Annotated in this window: 13 protein-coding genes; 10 read left to right on the plus strand and 3 right to left on the minus strand. The window is 71.9% G+C overall.

All coding sequences use genetic code 11. The annotated features are described in order from the left end of the window. The first annotated feature begins 352 nt into the window (after nt 1–352). From infC to ACFYT4_RS19915, 10 genes are all read left to right on the plus strand, one after another. Nucleotides 353–973, plus strand: coding sequence for a translation initiation factor IF-3 (gene infC, locus ACFYT4_RS19870; RefSeq protein WP_389270495.1), 621 nt, complete (start codon nt 353–355; stop codon nt 971–973). A 124-nt stretch (nt 974–1,097) separates the two neighbouring features. Further along, complete coding sequence (gene rpmI, locus ACFYT4_RS19875; protein WP_100106297.1) at nt 1,098–1,292, plus strand: 50S ribosomal protein L35; 195 nt, start codon at nt 1,098–1,100, stop codon at nt 1,290–1,292. Nucleotides 1,293–1,409: 117 nt separating this feature from the next. Further along, nucleotides 1,410–1,796 carry a 50S ribosomal protein L20 gene (gene rplT / locus ACFYT4_RS19880; protein WP_006350245.1) on the plus strand — a complete coding sequence of 129 codons (387 nt, stop codon included), beginning with the start codon at nt 1,410–1,412 and terminating at the stop codon, nt 1,794–1,796. Between the two features lie 517 nt (nt 1,797–2,313). Further along, nucleotides 2,314–3,150, plus strand: coding sequence for a TrmH family RNA methyltransferase (locus ACFYT4_RS19885; protein ID WP_389270241.1), 837 nt, complete (start codon nt 2,314–2,316; stop codon nt 3,148–3,150). A gap of 140 nt (nt 3,151–3,290) precedes the next feature. Further along, the gene (locus tag ACFYT4_RS19890) at nt 3,291–4,412 is read left to right on the plus strand and encodes an ATP-binding protein (protein ID WP_389270244.1); all 1,122 of its coding nucleotides are present in this window, start codon (nt 3,291–3,293) and stop codon (nt 4,410–4,412) included. Nucleotides 4,413–4,585: 173 nt separating this feature from the next. Beyond that, nucleotides 4,586–5,713: a phenylalanine--tRNA ligase subunit alpha gene (pheS, locus tag ACFYT4_RS19895; RefSeq protein ID WP_389270247.1), complete on the plus strand. Its 1,128-nt coding sequence runs from the start codon at nt 4,586–4,588 to the stop codon at nt 5,711–5,713. After that, the gene (pheT, locus tag ACFYT4_RS19900) at nt 5,713–8,241 is read left to right on the plus strand and encodes a phenylalanine--tRNA ligase subunit beta (protein WP_389270250.1); all 2,529 of its coding nucleotides are present in this window, start codon (nt 5,713–5,715) and stop codon (nt 8,239–8,241) included. Before pheS ends, pheT begins: the two co-directional genes overlap by 1 nt. A 556-nt stretch (nt 8,242–8,797) precedes the next feature. Further along, a complete protein-coding gene (locus ACFYT4_RS19905; RefSeq protein ID WP_389270498.1) occupies nt 8,798–9,856 on the plus strand; it encodes a PP2C family protein-serine/threonine phosphatase in 1,059 nt (352 codons plus the stop codon). Between the two features lie 290 nt (nt 9,857–10,146). Then, nucleotides 10,147–11,487 (plus strand): transcriptional regulator, encoded by a 1,341-nt coding sequence (locus ACFYT4_RS19910; protein WP_389270252.1) that lies wholly within the window; start codon nt 10,147–10,149, stop codon nt 11,485–11,487. Nucleotides 11,488–11,598: 111 nt separating this feature from the next. Continuing rightward, complete coding sequence (locus tag ACFYT4_RS19915) at nt 11,599–12,129, plus strand: NUDIX hydrolase (RefSeq protein WP_389270255.1); 531 nt, start codon at nt 11,599–11,601, stop codon at nt 12,127–12,129. A gap of 156 nt (nt 12,130–12,285) precedes the next feature. On the opposite strand, the gene ACFYT4_RS19920 is transcribed toward ACFYT4_RS19915, so the two are convergent. The 3 genes from ACFYT4_RS19920 to ACFYT4_RS19930 all read right to left on the minus strand — a co-directional run bounded on the left by ACFYT4_RS19920 (nt 12,286) and on the right by ACFYT4_RS19930 (nt 16,092). After that, complete coding sequence (locus tag ACFYT4_RS19920; protein WP_389270258.1) at nt 12,286–13,053, minus strand: hypothetical protein; 768 nt, start codon at nt 13,051–13,053, stop codon at nt 12,286–12,288. A 627-nt stretch (nt 13,054–13,680) separates the two neighbouring features. Continuing rightward, on the minus strand, nt 13,681–14,211 hold the full coding sequence (locus tag ACFYT4_RS19925) for a hypothetical protein (RefSeq protein ID WP_389270261.1): 531 nt from the start codon (nt 14,209–14,211) through the stop codon (nt 13,681–13,683). A 1,020-nt stretch (nt 14,212–15,231) separates the two neighbouring features. Beyond that, nucleotides 15,232–16,092, minus strand: a complete 861-nt coding sequence (locus tag ACFYT4_RS19930) for a 3-hydroxybutyryl-CoA dehydrogenase (protein ID WP_389270264.1) — start codon at nt 16,090–16,092, stop codon at nt 15,232–15,234. Between the last annotated feature and the right edge of the window lie 64 nt (nt 16,093–16,156).

Consider the following 16,156-nt stretch of genomic DNA (forward strand, 5'->3'; position numbering starts at 1 on the left):
CGCCCGACACGGCCGGGGCCACCGGTTAGCTCCCCGGAGCCGGAACTGCTAGCCTTGTGTGACGACCGGCTGGACATCTGTGTGTCCGGCCCACAAGTGGAGGCTCCGCTCTCCCACCTGGCCGCCTTCCGGGGCGGCGGGTCACCGGTCAGGTGGTGCCCATCGTTCCGTACGGACGATGGACCCGCCCGATGTGCGCCCCGCGGCAGACCGCGGCGGTGCTCCGGTATTCGAGGAGCTGCCGCCTGTGTCCCGTCCGGGGCATTTTTCGTTCCCCGGCGCGGTTGGTCTTACCAAACAGACGTTACGCGGCCCACTCCAGCCGGCCGCGTGGTGCTACCGAGGAGGATCCATCAGCGCCGAGCCCCGCATCAACGACCGGATTCGCGTTCCCGAAGTGCGGCTTGTCGGTCCGAGCGGCGAGCAGGTGGGCATCGTCCCGCTCGCCAAGGCCCTTGAGCTCGCCCAGGAGTACGACCTCGACCTGGTCGAGGTCGCGGCGAACGCCCGGCCGCCCGTGTGCAAGCTCATGGACTACGGGAAGTTCAAGTACGAGTCGGCCATGAAGGCCCGTGAGGCGCGCAAGAACCAGGCGCACACGGTCATCAAGGAGATGAAGCTCCGGCCGAAGATCGACCCGCACGACTACGACACCAAAAAGGGTCACGTCGTCCGGTTCCTCAAGCAGGGCGACAAGGTCAAGATCACGATCATGTTCCGTGGTCGTGAGCAGTCCCGCCCCGAGCTTGGCTTCCGTCTGCTTCAGCGACTCGCCTCCGACGTCGAGGACCTCGGCTTCATCGAGTCCAATCCGAAGCAGGACGGCCGGAACATGATCATGGTTCTTGGCCCGCACAAGAAGAAGACCGAGGCCATGGCCGAGGCGCGTGAGGCCCAGGCCGCACGCAAGGCCGACCGCGACGCGACGAAGGCCCAGGCCGACGCGCCCGCGGAGACGCCCTCCGAGGGGTGACCCCGGGGGCCGCCCGTACAAGGCGCCCCGGGTCCCGCCCGGACCCCAGAAACGACGACTGACGCTCCCCGCTGTCCGGTGCCCGTGCGCCGGGGGAGCGCCACTGACGAGGAGATACGGCGCGATGCCGAAGAACAAGACGCACAGCGGTGCCAAGAAGCGCTTCAAGATCACCGGCTCCGGCAAGGTGCTCCGCGAGCGCGCCGGCAAGCGCCACCTGCTCGAGCACAAGCCGTCCACGCTGACGCGTCGCCTCACGGGCAACGCGGAGATGGCTCCGGCCGACGCCAAGAAGATCAAGAAGCTTCTCGGCAAGTGATGTCGCTCCCGGCTCCGGTGACGGAGACGGGGATGTGACGCCTGGACCGGGACCTATTCGAATTCGGGTTGGGCCGCTCGGAAAGTGAGCCCCAGCCCCGCTACAAGGAGTTAACAAGTGGCACGCGTCAAGCGGGCAGTCAACGCCCACAAGAAGCGCCGGGCGATCCTCGAGCAGGCCAGCGGCTACCGCGGTCAGCGTTCGCGCCTGTACCGCAAGGCCAAGGAGCAGGTCACCCACTCGCTGGTCTACAACTACAACGACCGCAAGAAGCGCAAGGGTGACTTCCGTCAGCTGTGGATCCAGCGCATCAACGCCGCCGCCCGCCAGAACGGCATGACGTACAACCGCCTCATCCAGGGTCTGAAGGCCGCCAACATCGAGGTGGACCGCAAGATCCTCGCGGAGCTGGCCGTCAACGACGCCAACGCGTTCGCCGCGCTGGTCGAGGTCGCGCAGAAGGCCCTCCCGGCCGACGTCAACGCGCCCAAGGCCGCGGCCTGAGCGTGCGCTGAGGTGTATGCCTCCGGACCCGCAGGCCCTGTGGTCTGCGGGTCCGACTGCGTTTCCGGTGGTGCCCGGCAGACGTACAGCCTCGACTGCGTTTCCCGTGGTGCCCCGTAGATGTAGGCCCGGACGCGTTTCCCGGGGTGCCCGCGGGTGCGCGGTACCGGACGGCTTCCCCCGGTGCGCACCGGTGTGCAGGCGTCCGGTACGTGCGGTCCGGCCCCGTCCCCCGGGCATCGGGCCGGTGCGGCACCGCCGGAATCCGGCGCCACGGCCGGGCTCCGTGCCCTGCGCCGTCCCGGGCGGACGGCCGACCCGACCCGCCGCCGACCGGAGGGTTTCCGTCCGGTGGCCGCGGTCCGTCGCCGCCGGGCCGGACGGACGACGCGCCGGGGGAGGCGTGCGGCCCGCGAGCCGGAGGCCGCCCGGCCGGTGGGTACGGCGGGGTTCCCCGATCGTTCCGGCCACCCCGATGTCCCGATGTCCCGATACCGATATCTCCGAAAGCGAGTCCATGGCCGCCCCCGAGTTGATCTCCCCGCGTTCGTCCCGCGTCGCCGCCGCCCGGCGGCTGGCGAAGCGGAACTTCCGGGGGAAGGAGCGGCTGTTCCTCGCCGAGGGACCCCAGGCGGTACGGGAGGCGGCCGGGCACGTCAGCGGCGGGGTGCCGACGCTGACCGAACTGTTCGCGACGCCCGAGGCCGCCGAGCGCTACGCGGACATCATCGGCGCGGCCCGTGATGCCGGAGCCCGGATCCATCTCGCGGACGAGACCGTGATCGCGGACATCTCCACCACCGTCACCCCGCAGGGACTCGTCGGGGTCTGCCGGTTCCTGGACTCGCCCTTCGACGACATCGTCGGGGCCCGGCCCCGGCTGGTCGCCGTACTCGCGCATGTGCGTGACCCCGGGAACGCCGGCACCGTGCTGCGGTGCGCGGACGCCGCCGGGGCCGATGCCGTCGTCCTCACCGACGCCTCCGTCGACCTCTACAACCCCAAGGCGGTCCGCGCCTCGGTCGGCTCGCACTTCCATCTGCCCGTCGCCGTCGGCGTACCCGTCGACCAGGCCGTACGGGCGCTGAAGGGCGCCGGCGTGCGGGTGCTGGCCGCCGACGGCGCGGGCGAGGACGACCTCGACGACGAACTCGACGCGGGCACCATGGGCGGCCCCACCGCGTGGATCTTCGGCAACGAGGCATGGGGTCTGCCCGAGGAGACCAGGGCCCTCGCCGATGCCGTGGTCCGCGTACCCATCCACGGAAAAGCCGAGAGTCTGAACCTCGCGACCGCCGCAGCCGTATGTCTCTACGCCTCGGCGCGCGCCCAGCGCGCCGGCGGCGCTCGCTGAACGGGGACGGCGGGCCCGGCAACCGTGCCGGGCCCGCCGAAGAGGGCGGACTCGCTCAGGGGCTCCGCGCCGTCACCTTGAGCTAGTAGGGTGACGGGCTCGGGGGGCCCACTGCGCCGGCGGAGAGGTGGGGTACGGGGATGGTTGTCGGGACGAGCAGGCTCGCGGAGACACACGGCACCTTGTTGTGCCCGTCGTCCAACCCGGAGGCGTTGGCCATCGACCCGGACGAGCTTCCCGACGGTCTCGTCGTCGCCGACGAGACGGGCCGGGTGATCTGCTTCAACGACGCGGCCGTCCGGATCACCACCACCGCCAAGACCGACGCCATCGGCCTGCCGCTGGAGCGGGTCCTCCCGCTGGAGGACCTCAAGGGCCGCCGCTGGTGGGCGCTGACCGACCCGTACGGCGGCCTCGCCACCCGCGTCGGCCAGCCCGAGCGCTATCTCCTGCTCCCCGGCGGCCGGGAGGTCCTCGTCTCCGCCCGCTATGTGCGCGAGCGCCCCACCGGGCCGATACGCAGGCTCGTCGTCAGCCTGCGGGGCACCGAGGCCCGCCGCCGCAACGAGCGCAGCCACGCCGAGCTGATAGCCACCGTCGCGCATGAGCTGCGCTCCCCCCTGACCTCGGTGAAGGGCTTCACGGCGACGCTGCTCGCCAAGTGGGAGCGCTTCACCGACGACCAGAAGCGGCTGATGCTGGAGACCGTCGACGCCGACGCCAACCGTGTCACCCGGCTGATCGCGGAGCTGCTCGACATCTCCCGTATCGACTCCGGACGCCTGGAGGTCCGCCGCCAGCCCGTGGACATCGCCGCGGCCGTCGAACGCCACGTCCAGGCCCTCATAGCGAGCGGCCAGCGCCCCGACCGGTTCCTCGTGAGCATCCGCGGCGGACTGCCCGATCTGTGGGCCGACCCCGACAAGGTCGACCAGGTGCTCGGCAACCTGCTCGAAAACGCGGTGCGCCACGGCGAGGGAACCGTCACCATCGAGGTGGCGCCGGTATCGGCGAAGGACGACGAGAAGGGTACGGCCGTCACCGTGAGCGACGAAGGCCCCGGCATCCCCGAGGAGTCGATGGGCCGTGTCTTCACCCGCTTCTGGCGCGGCAGCAAACGCGGCGGAACCGGCCTCGGCCTGTACATCGTCAAGGGCATCGTCGAGGCGCACGGCGGCACGATCACCGTCGGCCGCGGGCCCGGCGGCGGTGCCGAGTTCCGATTTATCCTGCCCGTCGGCGCCCCGGCCTATCTGTCGTAACCGGCCGGGGGCGGCCCACGGGCAGCACCCCGCGGGCCCGGCGACCGGGCCACCGGCGCCGTACCCCGCGCTCGCACACCTCCGGCGACCTTTAGACTCGGCCTTTGGCACCTTCGCGTCCTCAGTCGTCGAGCGTGGTCGCGCCCATCAGCCAATCGGAAGCACGGGAAGAGATGTCGGCACCCAACAAGTCCTACGACCCGGTCGAGGTCGAGGCACTGAAACCGGAAGAGATCGAGCGCATGCGGGACGAGGCGCTCGCCGCCTTCGCCGCCGCGGGCGACCTCGACGCGCTCTCCCACGCGAAGGTCGCGCACACCGGCGGAACGTCGCCGCTCGCGCTCGCCAACCGTGAGATCGGCGCCCTGCCGCCCCAGGCGAAGGCCGAGGCCGGCAAGCGCGTCGGCCAGGCACGCGGCGCCGTGAACAAGGCGCTCGCCGCCCGCCAGGCCGAGCTGGAGGCCGAGCGCGACGCCCGGGTGCTGGTCGAGGAGGCGGTGGACGTCACCCTGCCGTACGACCGGGTCCCGCCGGGGGCCCGGCACCCCCTCACCACGCTCTCGGAGCGCATCGAGGACATCTTCGTGGCCATGGGCTACGAGGTCGCCGAGGGGCCCCAGGCCGAGGCCGAGTGGTTCAACTTCGACGCCCTGAACATCGGCCCCGACCACCCCGCGCGCGGCGAGGCCGACACCTTCTTCGTCCAGGGCCCCGAGGGCGCCGAGCACGGCTCCGGTGTCGTCCTGCGCACCCACACCTCACCCGTGCAGATCCGCTCGCTGCTGGACCGCGAGCCGCCCGTGTACGTCATCTGCCCCGGCCGGGTCTACCGCACCGACGAGCTGGACGCGACCCACACCCCCGTCTTCCACCAGGTCGAGCTGCTCGCCGTCGACGAGGGGCTCACCATGGCCGACCTCAAGGGCACCCTGGACCACATGGTCCAGTCGCTCTTCGGCGGCGAGGGCATGAAGACCCGGCTGCGGCCGAACTTCTTCCCGTTCACCGAGCCGTCCGCCGAGATGGACATGGTCTGCTACGTCTGCCGCGGCGAGTCCGTCGGCAACCCGGACCGGCCCTGCCGCACCTGCTCCAGCGAGGGCTGGATCGAGCTGGGCGGCTGCGGGATGGTCAACCCCAAGGTCCTTCTCGCCTGTGGTGTCGACCCGCAGAAGTACAGCGGATTCGCCTTCGGGTTCGGCATCGAACGGATGCTGATGTTCCGCCACAACGTCGAGGACATGCGAGACATGGTCGAGGGTGACGTCCGGTTCACCCGGCCGTTCGGGATGGAGATCTGATGCGGGTCCCGCTTTCATGGCTGCGGGAGTACGTCGACCTGCCGGCGTCCGAGACCGGCCGTGACGTACAGACGAAGCTCATCGCGGCCGGTCTTGAGGTCGAGACCGTCGAACAGCTCGGCGCCGGGCTCAAGGGCCCCCTGGTCGTCGGCCGGGTCCTCACCATCGAGGAGCTCACCGGGTTCAAGAAGCCGATCCGTTTCTGCACGGTGGACGTCGGCGCGGCCAACGGCACCGGCGAGCCGCAGGAGATCGTCTGCGGCGCCCGGAACTTCTCCGTCGGCGACAAGGTCGTCGTCGTCCTGCCCGGCGCCGTGCTCCCCGGCGACTTCCAGATCGCCGAGCGCACGACGTACGGCAGGATCTCCCGCGGCATGATCTGCTCCGCCGCCGAGCTGGGCATGGGCGACGACAACAGCGACGGCATCATCGTCCTGCCGCCCGAGCACGAGGTCGGCACCGACGCCATCGAGCTGCTGGAGCTGCACGACGAGGTCCTCGACATCGCCGTCACCCCCGACCGCGGCTACGCCCTGTCCCTGCGCGGTGTCGCCCGCGAGGCCGCCACCGCCTACGGGCTGCCGCTGAGCGACCCGGCGCTCCTGGACGTGCCCGGGCCGAACTCGTACGGCTACCCGGTCAAGGTCGCCGATCCCGTCGGCTGCGACCGCTTCACCGCGCGGACCGTCGTCGGGCTCGACCCCGAGGCGCGTTCCCCGATCTGGCTGACGCGCCGCCTCCAGAAGGCGGGCATGCGCCCGATCTCGCTCGCCGTCGACATCACCAACTACGTGATGCTGGAACTCGGGCAGCCGCTGCACGCCTACGACCGGACGCTCATCGACGGCCCCGTCGGCGTCCGCCGCGCCGAGCCCGGTGAGAAGCTCACCACCCTCGACGGGGTCCAGCGGGTGCTGGACGCCGGCGACCTCGTCATCACCGACGACCGCGGGCCCATCGGCCTCGCGGGCGTGATGGGCGGCGCCAACACCGAGATCGCCGACTCGGCCGTCGACCCCGGGACCGGCCGGGTCCGGGGCACGACCGAGGTGATCATCGAGGCCGCCCACTTCGACGCCGTCTCCATCGCCCGCACCGCACGCCGCCACAAGCTCTCCTCCGAGGCGTCCCGGCGCTTCGAGCGCGGTGTCGACCCGCTCGCCGGCGCCGCCGCCGCCCAGCGCACCGTCGATCTGCTGGTGCTGCTCGCCGGAGGCACCGCCGAGGCCGGCGTCACCCACGTGATCGCGCCGTCCGCGCCGCGCACCGTCGCCATGCCCGCCGACCACCCCGACCGGGTCGCCGGGGTCGCCTACGGCCGCGAGACCGTCGTACGGCGGCTCCAGGAGATCGGCTGCGACGTCTACGGCCAGGACGAACTGGTCGTCACCGTCCCGTCGTGGCGTCCCGACCTCGCCGCGCCCAACGACCTCGCCGAGGAGGTCATCCGGCTGGAGGGGTACGAGAACCTGCCCTCCTCGCTGCCGAGGCCGCCGTCCGGCCGGGGCCTCACCGCCCGCCAGCGGCTCCACCGCCGGGTGGGCCGCGCGCTCGCCGGAGCGGGCTATGTGGAGGCGCCGAACTACCCCTTCATCGGCGAGCGGGTCCTCGACCAGCTCGACCTCCCCGCGGACGACCCGGCCCGGCGCCTGGTCCGGCTCGTCAACCCGCTCTCCGACGAGGAGCCCGCGCTGCGCACCACGCTGCTGCCCGGACTGCTCGGCGCGCTCCGCCGCAACGACGGCCGCGGCAGCCACGACCTCGCGCTCTTCGAGACCGGGCTGGTCTTCCACCCGGCGGACGAGCCCCGCGTCGCGGCCACGCCGCCCGTCGACCGCAGGCCCACCGACGAGGAACTGGCCGGGCTCGACGCGGCCCTGCCCGTGCAGCCCCGGCACGCCGCCGTGGTGCTCGCCGGGGCCCGCGAGCAGACCGGCTGGTGGGGGAAGGGCCGCCCCGCCGACTGGGCGGACGCGGTGGAGGCCGCCCGGCTGATCGCCCGCGAGGCCGGAACCGAACTCGCCGTCGAACAGGCGCAGTACGGCCCCTGGCACCCCGGCCGCTGCGCCGCGCTGTTCGTCACCCTCGGCCGGGTGAAGACCCCCGTCGGACACGCCGGCGAACTGCACCCCCGCGTCGTCAAGGCGCTGGGCCTGCCCGACCGGACCTGCGCCATGGAGCTGGACCTGGACCTGGTGGAGCGGGCCTCCCGGGGCACGCTGACCGCGCCCCGGATCTCCTCCTTCCCGGTCGCCACGCAGGACGTCGCGCTCGTCGTCGACCGGGAGATCCCGGCCGCGGCCGTGGAGAATCTGCTCGCCGCCGGCGCGGGCGAACTGCTGGAGTCCATCCGGCTGTTCGACGTTTTCACCGGCGAGCAGCTCGGCGAGGGCAAGAAGTCGCTGGCGTACGCCCTGCGGTTCCGGGCCGCCGACCGGACGCTGACGGTGGAGGAGGTGACCGCGGCGCGTGACACGGCGGTCGCGCTCGCCGCCGAACGCCTCGGGGCTGTGCTGCGCGGAGCCTGACCGCACACGGGAGGGGCGCATCCGGTTCGCCGGATGCGCCCCTTTTTTCATGAGTCCCGGCCCACTCACTCATTTGAGTGAGAACAGGGGACGTTGTTCCCTTCGTCCCCGCACGGTCGACAGAATCGACCCGGCCGTTCGGGCGGCCGGCACGCCGGGCAGGGCCTACGAGGGGACCATCGGCATGATCCGTATCAGGTCTGCACGTCCCTTTCCGGCCGTGCACCGGGCCAAGCATGCCCGGGCGCACGGCCCGTCGGGCGGTTCACGGGCCCAGCCGGACCCGGCCGGCGGCTCCCGGCCGCGCCGGGGGCCGGGCGGCCGTGGGTCCTGGCTGCGCCGGGGGCCAGACGGCCGTGGGTCCTGGCTGCCACGGGTTCCGGGCCGGGCCGGCCGCCTCCGGCCGTCGCCGGGCGGCGACGCCTGGCCGCGGCGGGACAGCGGCCGCACCTCCTGGCTCCGGTGGGTCCCGCCCGCCGGTCCGTGGTGGCGGCGGGGCCCGGGCGGCGGCTCGTGGTTACGGCGGGGACCGGGCGAGGGCCCCCGGCGCGGGCGGATTCCGGCGGGGCGCCGGGGAGTACGGCGGCTGCTGCCGCTGGGACTGCCCGTCGCCTGCGGCGCCGCCGCCCTCACCTGGCGGGTCGCCCTGCCGCCCGACCACCCGGAGAGCCTCGGCGAGCGCATCGTCGCCGGGGTCGTCCTCCTGTCCGTGGGCACCGGGCTGGTCCTCGGGGTGCGGCGGCAGTTCGTCCGCGAGCTGAACCACGTCCGCGCCGTCGCCCATGCCACCCAGCGCGTGCTGCTGCGCCCGCTGCCCCCGCGCCTCGACGGGTTCGCGCTCGCCGCGAGCCAGCTGTCCGCGAGCCCCGGCGCGAGCGTCGGAGGCGATCTGTACGAGGCCCTGGCCACTCCCCACGGAGTGCGCGTCGTCATCGGCGATGTCCGGGGCCACGGGCTGCCCGCGATCGGAGCGGTCGCCGCCGTCCTCGGCAGCTTCCGGGAGGCCGCGTACGACGAACCCGAACTCGGCGGCGTACTGCGGCGGCTGGACCGGGCCGTACAGCGCCATCTGCGGGAACGCGCCCGAGACGAGCATCCGGCGGCCTGCGAGGGCGAGCCGCACTCCCCGTCCTCGGAGGAGTTCGTCACCGTACTGCTCCTGGAGATCGGGCCCGACGGCCGCGTGCTGGCACTGAACTGCGGACACCCCTGGCCCTACCGGCTCGGCACCGCGGGCGCGCAGCCGCTGACGGGCGGCGATCCGCTGCCGCCGCTCGGGCTGTTCCCGCTGCCCGCGGAGCTGGAGCCGCACCCGTGGGACGGACTGCTGCCCGGCGAGTCACTGTTCCTGCACACGGACGGGGCGGCGGACGCCCGGGACCCGGCGGGGAGGTTCTTCGGCCTGGAGGCCGTCCTCGAACGGACCGCGCTCGACCCGCCGGTGTCGCCCGCCGCCGTGATCACCACCGTCCACTCGGAGCTGCTGCGGCACACCGGGGGACGGCTCACCGACGATGTGGCGCTGCTGGTGCTGCGCAACGACCGCTCACGGGTCCCGGCGCGGTACGGGGAGTCCGCACCGCGCCGTACCCGGCCGGAACCCTCCCGTCGATGACCCGTCGCGTCCTGTACCGCGGGACCCGCCGCGGGCCGCCGTGCGCGGCCGGCGCCGCCCGCCCTGCCGCGGAGTGTCGGGCAGTCGGCAGGGCAGACGGCGCGAACGAGGACCGCCGCACTGTACGAGGGGGAGCCGGCGGTCCGGCCGCCTCCTGAGAGGCAGTTCAGTCAACCGGTGCGCACGGTACGGCGGGAGAGCACACCGGGCGCGGGAGCGGGCACTGCATTCACACCACGTGTGAACGGCCCGTCCACTACGCTGGGCGGACCGAGCCTCCGGAGGGCCTGATGCAGCCCAATACCCTGCTCGACGCCCTCCTCGACGAGGCGGGCATGTCGAACGCGGGCCTGGCCGCCCGGGTGAACCAGGCGGGCCGCGCCAGGGGACTGTCCCTGCGGTACGAGCACACGGCCGTGGCACGGTGGCTCAAGGGCCAGCGTCCGCGCGGCCAGGTGCCCGACCTGATCTGCGAGGTGCTCGCCGTCCGGCTGAACCGCGCCCTGACGCTCAGCGACATCGGGCTCGGGGTGGGCGGCGAGTGGGGCACCGGTTCCGGCTCCCCGCTCTCCGGGTTCGTCGAGCGGGCCACCGCGCTGTGGCGCTCCGACGAACAGCAGCGGCGCCATGTCATCGAGGCGCCCGCCGTCACCGGGACGCCCGCGGTGATGCCCGTATGGGAGTGGGAGAACCCGCCGGAGGACGCGGACGTCTCCCGCAGCGGGCAGACCCGGGTCTCGATGGCCGACATCAGGATGCTGCGCGCCGCCCGGGCCCACTACGAGCTGATGTACCGCAGGGCGGGCGGCATCGCGACGCGGGCCCGGATCGTGGGGTTCCTCAACTCCGAGACGGCGCCGCTGCTGCGGGGCGCCTACAGTGACGCGCTCGGCCGCCAGCTGCACCGGGCGACGGGCGGGCTGGTGGCGGTCGCCGGTATCTGCGCGTACGACTCCGACGCCCACGGACTCGCCCAGCGCTACTTCCACCAGGGGCTGCGGCTCGCGAAGGCCAGCGGCGACCGGGGGCTGGGCGCGTATGTGATCGCCCTGCTGGTCAACCAGTCGCTGTTCCTGGCCGAGCACCGCCAGGCGGTGGCGTTCGCGGAGGCGGCGCTGCGGGCCGCCGGCGGTCAGATCACCCCGGCGCTCGCCGCCGATCTGTATGTGATGCAGGCGAAGGCGTACGCGAACCTCGGCGACCGGGTGTCCGCGCTGCGGTGCATCCGGCGCGCGGAGCTGGAGGTGGAGCGCATCCAGCCCGGATACGAGCCCGACGAGACCGGCTACGTCCAGCCCGGTCTGGTCAATGTGCAGGCCGCCGAGGCCCTGCTGAGCCTCGGCGATCTCAAGGCGGCGCGCGAGCAGGCGACGGCCGCCGTCGGCACCCCCGCGCACGACCGGGGGCGGGTGCACCGGCTCGCCATGCTCTGTCAGATCGAGCTGCGCCAGGGCGAGCCCGACAGGGCCGCGGAGGCGGCGGTGGAGATGACGGAGCGGGCCAGGGGCATGGAGTCGCAGCGGCTGCGCGACCGGCTGCGGGAGGTGCGCGAACAGCTCGCGGCGAGCGGCAGTTCCCATGCGGAGAAGGCAGCGGGACTGATCGACGAGTCCCTGCGCGTGCCCCTGTGACGGACCGTCGGGAGTGAGCCGGGCTGGCTTGTCCGAGGCCCTCGCCGATTCCCCTCCGGCCGACCGGCTGCTGCCATGTTGCCACCTACTGGTCGGAAGGTGGCAGAAAAAGTGCAGTGGACAAACCTCAATGAACAAACTGTGTACAAAAACCGATGGTTCAGTGTGAATCTGGCCGATGTCGAACTTCCGGACGGCCGGCATCTGGACCATTTTCTGATCCGGCTGAGGGCCGTCGCCGTCGCGACCGCGGTCAACGAGTCCAATGAGGTGCTGATGCTCTGGCGCCATCGCTTCATCACCGACAGCTGGGGCTGGGAGCTGGCCGCGGGAGTCGTCGAGGACGGCGAGGACGTCGAGGCCGCGGCGGCCCGCGAGATGGAGGAGGAGACGGGCTGGCGCCCGGGTCCCCTGAGGCATCTGATGACGGTGGAGCCGGCCAACGGCCTCACCGACGCCCGCCACCATCTCTACTGGGCCGAGGGCGCCACCTACATCGGCCACCCCGAGGACGACTTCGAGTCCTCGCGCCGTGAGTGGGTGCCGCTGACATCGATTCCCGACATGATCGCGAGAGGCGAGATCCCGGCCGCCAATATGGCGGCCGGGCTGCTGATGCTCCACCATATGCGCCTGGGCTGACCGCGCGCAGGGGCCTTTGTCTCCGAGGCCGGAAGGGCAAAGGCCCCACCCGCTGCCGGTCGTCCGGTGCTTGAGCTGTCCACTGGCCGGTGGATTTCGACTCCCGGTTTCCGCCGGGGCTCCGCTTCCACGTCCGGCGAACCGGCGGACCACACCTCATGGACACCGGATACCGGATCTCGCCCCCCTGATGTCACGGCCTGCCCGGTGGCCCCGGCGCCGGACCGGGAGCGAGGGAAGGGCGTGGGCGGTGTACGTCGACGCGTCGCGGTGTGGCGGGACATGCCGGGGCGTCGAATCGGGCGCGAGTGCGGCGCGGACCGTCGTGTACGGCGTCAACGGCCGTCCGATGTCGAGCATCAGGCCCGAAAGGGTCCGTTCCCGCCGCCCGTTCCTCCTGGCCCGCAGACGGGCGGACGTACTGACCGTGTGTCCCTTCCCGGCCCGAAGCGCCAGGGCGTCCTTGCGTTCCTGGATGTGCTGGAACCGGCGGATGATGTCTGCCGCGTGAGAGGGGCCTGTCGCGGATCCGGCAGCGAGCCGGTCCTCCGCGTCCAGAAGGTCCCGGTAGACGGCGCTGTAGGCGCTGCACAGCTTGATGGATTCGTCAGCGCGATCGCTCAGGCCGCTGGCGTGGGGGGCGACGACGGTGAACACGGCGAGGCCTGACAGCGCGGAGACGAGTACCTGAGCGCTGAGCTGCGAGGACTCGGCGATGACGGGCCAGGCGAGGAGCCCTGTGGTGAGGCTGATCACTGCTGACGCGAGGGTGTACAGGCGGACCTTCTGCACCAGGTGGGCAGCTTCCCTCGGCATCCTCTTCGCCCAGTAGCCCGCGCTTTCGATGCTCTGCTCAAGTAACCGCGACATCGCGGCGTCAGCCGGGTTCTTCGACTGCCTGAACACTCTGGACAGCAGTTTCATGACACTCTCACGATCGAAGGGCGGTTCGTCGACAGTGATGGCACCGGCTCGCAGCACGCGGCATCGACGCGCATACAGTCGGCTTATGTGACTCGTGTGGAGTAGCGGGTCGCTCCCGGGGATCGTTCGCGGTCGCCTTCTTCCCGTACCTGCATCCGTGCGCGGGGACGGCAGCGGCCGTTGGTACGGTCGTCCCCGTTCTCGTCACCGGCCGCAAGGCCCGGAGCGGGTCCGTGGGGCGTTCGCTTCCAGCCCGCCGGCCGAGCCCGTGTCGTTCTCCCGGCAGTGGGCGGGGCTGAGGGGGGAGGCGGTCGGCCGCCGTCGCACAGTGCCGACATGGTCCGGCCGGTTTCCGCGGTACCGCCGGCCTGTCCACGTGCGGGAGCGCCCCGGAGGCGAGGGCCTCGCGGGCAGGTCGTGGGAGGGCCGAGGCCCGGGTGCGCGCGGAGCGACACGCGGGGCGTTCGATGAGCACTTAAGATGGCGTAACGGGTCTTTCCGGGCGGAGGTCCGCGCAGGTGTTCCTCCTCTGCGCCGTGGTCGTCCGCGGGGTGGTATCCGGTGCCGGAGACCCCGGCCCGATTGCGGCGGGCCGGGGTCTCCATGTTCTGCGGGTGCTGCTGTCGGCTACTTGCCGCCGCCGTGGTGGTGGCGCTCTTCGACTACGCGGAAGCTGCCGATGACGCCGTCGTGGACGAAGACGCCCCCGTGGTCGTGGTGGTGGTGCTGGTGGGGGTGGACACCGTTGGCGGTGCTCCAGGGGCCAACGGTGGCGATGGGCGCGCCGTTGTCGCAGGTGGCACCGCGGAAGACCTCGACGGTCTTGCGGCTGTCGTTGCGGATGTTGAAGGTCTTGGAGCCCAGGCCGCTCACCACGGTGATGCAGCCCCGGGCGTGGGCGGAGTAGGTCCGCTCGTTGAAGTCGATCCTTCCCTCGTGGTGGTCGCGATCGCGCTCGCCCTCGCCCTCGCGGCCTTCTCCTTCGTTGCCCTTCGACCGTCCGTTGTCGCCGCCCATGGGGGCGACGGCGGGAGCCACCTGCTCGACTGCGGGGGCGGCCTCGGGGGCCGCGGCGGCCGAGGCGTAGGTGACGCCGGTGGCGACGAGGGCCGCGGCGGCCGCGATGGCGGCGGTCATGGCGATGTTACGCGTGGTCATGTCATTCCCTATCTCTGAGACGTCGGCTGAGTAGCCGGTTCCGGTAGGAACGATCTGATAATCCCCTTATCTGTCATATCGGGCACTGGGGAAGGTGGTGGCAGGGGGGCCGTCTGGACGCATGCAGGGCGTCGCCCGGCGCCCGGAGCGCGTTCGGGCCGCCCTCAAGTTGGCTTGTTCCGTGGCCACTTGAGGCAACGTTTGGACTGTCCGGGCGATTGGTGGATCACCCTCACCTTGTCGGCCCGGACGGCGGAGCTGCCGTACGGAACAGGCACACCCGTCTGCCGTGAATGTCTGTCAGCCACGGCCCGGCGGCGCGCACCCCGAATGGGCGTCCAGCACTCTCGTACGCGAGCGAAGAGGTGAGCCCCCGGGCCGGACCGGCTGACGGCCTCGTGTTCGGTCCCGACCGCGTCACCGGCACGCGCGCCATGGCCGAAGCGGACCCGCCGCCGGCCCCGCGCGGTGCCCGGCCGTCCCCGGGCATGGGGTCACGGACGCGTGCCGAGGTCATCGAGTACCTCGGTGCGAAGGTGGGCGGAGATCATCGACAGTACGGAGACTGACCTGTCGGACCGGTGTTCGAGGCCGGCTCCTGGACAGGGTTCCCGGACACCCTCGTCCGGCTCGGGGACAGTCGTACCCGCCTGGAGGACCTCGCGATGACCCACGTGGTGTCCACACGCGCCCAAGAGGTGGTGACCGCACCTTCCGAGCCGGAGGCTCTCACAGCGCTACTCGACCACGACGATTCCGCCGTCATCACCATGGACGTCCAGACGCCTGATGTGGGTGGCGGCGAAACCGCCGCCCCCGGCTGCTCCGCCGGCGCCGTCGGCCACATCGGAAAACCCCTCGGCCCCCGGGTCCCGCGCGCGGGCAGCCGTGTTCACCGGCGTCTTCCCGGAACGACGACTCACCACATGGCGGTAGCGGCCTCGCGGCCAGACAGCCGCCGCTGATCAGGGCCGACGCCGCTGATGGCCGCCCGCGACGGGAGCGCGGGCGCCTCGGGAGTCAGGAGTACGGGTAGAAGCCCGACCCCGTCTTGCGGCCGAGGCGCCCCGCGTCCACCATCCGCTGGAGCAGCGGGGGAGCGGCGTACAGGGGCTCCTTGAACTCCGCGTACATCGAGTCGGCGACCGAGGCCACGGTGTCCAGGCCGATCAGGTCGGAGAGCTTCAGCGGCCCCATCGGGTGGGCGCAGCCCATTTCCATGCCGTTGTCGATGTCCTCGCGGCTGGCGATGCCCGACTCGAACATCCGGATGGCCGAGAGGAGATACGGAATGAGGAGAGCGTTCACGACAAAGCCGGAGCGGTCCTGGGCGCGGATGGCGTGCTTGCCGAGCAACTGCCCGACCACGGCCTCGGAGCGCCTGACCGTCTCGTCGGACGTCGTCAGCGCCGGGATCAACTCGACCAGCTTCTGCACGGGGGCCGGGTTGAAGAAGTGGATACCGATCACCTGATCGGGCCGCGAGGTCGCGACGGCCAGCTTCACCAGGGGAATGGAGGAGGTGTTGGAGGCGAGGATCGCGTCGGGCCGGGTGACCACCTGGTCGAGTACCTGGAAGATCTCGGTCTTGACCTGCTCGTTCTCCACTACGGCCTCGATGACGAGATCACGGTCGGCGAACTCCCCGAGATCCGTGGTGAAGCTCAGGCGCTCCAGGGCCGCGTCGCGCTCCTCCTCGGTGATCTTGCCGCGCTCGGCGGCCTTCGAGAGGGAGTTGTGGAGCCGGGTCCGGCCGATCTCCAGGGCCTCGCCCGTGGTCTCGGCGACCTTCACCTCCAGGCCGCTGCGGGCGCACACCTCCGCGATACCCGCGCCCATCTGGCCACAGCCCACCACTCCGACGCGTGCAATGTCGGCCATTGAGTCCGTCACCTCGTGCCTTTCGCTGTTTCCGTGCGGGAATCCCGTATGGTTCCGGCGCCCG

Source organism: Streptomyces sp. NPDC004609 (assembly GCF_042873655.1).
Lineage (GTDB): Bacteria > Actinomycetota > Actinomycetes > Streptomycetales > Streptomycetaceae > Streptomyces.

Coding starts and splice junctions, on each gene's coding strand:
- ACFYT4_RS19930 (WP_389270264.1), bottom strand. CDS start 16,092: ATGGCCGACATTGCACGCGTCGGAGTGGTGGGCTGTGGCCAGATGGGC.
- ACFYT4_RS19890 (WP_389270244.1), top strand. CDS start 3,291: ATGGTTGTCGGGACGAGCAGGCTCGCGGAGACACACGGCACCTTGTTG.
- ACFYT4_RS19920 (WP_389270258.1), bottom strand. CDS start 13,053: ATGAAACTGCTGTCCAGAGTGTTCAGGCAGTCGAAGAACCCGGCTGAC.
- pheS (WP_389270247.1), top strand. CDS start 4,586: ATGTCGGCACCCAACAAGTCCTACGACCCGGTCGAGGTCGAGGCACTG.
- ACFYT4_RS19910 (WP_389270252.1), top strand. CDS start 10,147: ATGCAGCCCAATACCCTGCTCGACGCCCTCCTCGACGAGGCGGGCATG.
- ACFYT4_RS19885 (WP_389270241.1), top strand. CDS start 2,314: ATGGCCGCCCCCGAGTTGATCTCCCCGCGTTCGTCCCGCGTCGCCGCC.
- rpmI (WP_100106297.1), top strand. CDS start 1,098: ATGCCGAAGAACAAGACGCACAGCGGTGCCAAGAAGCGCTTCAAGATC.
- pheT (WP_389270250.1), top strand. CDS start 5,713: ATGCGGGTCCCGCTTTCATGGCTGCGGGAGTACGTCGACCTGCCGGCG.
- ACFYT4_RS19925 (WP_389270261.1), bottom strand. CDS start 14,211: ATGACCACGCGTAACATCGCCATGACCGCCGCCATCGCGGCCGCCGCG.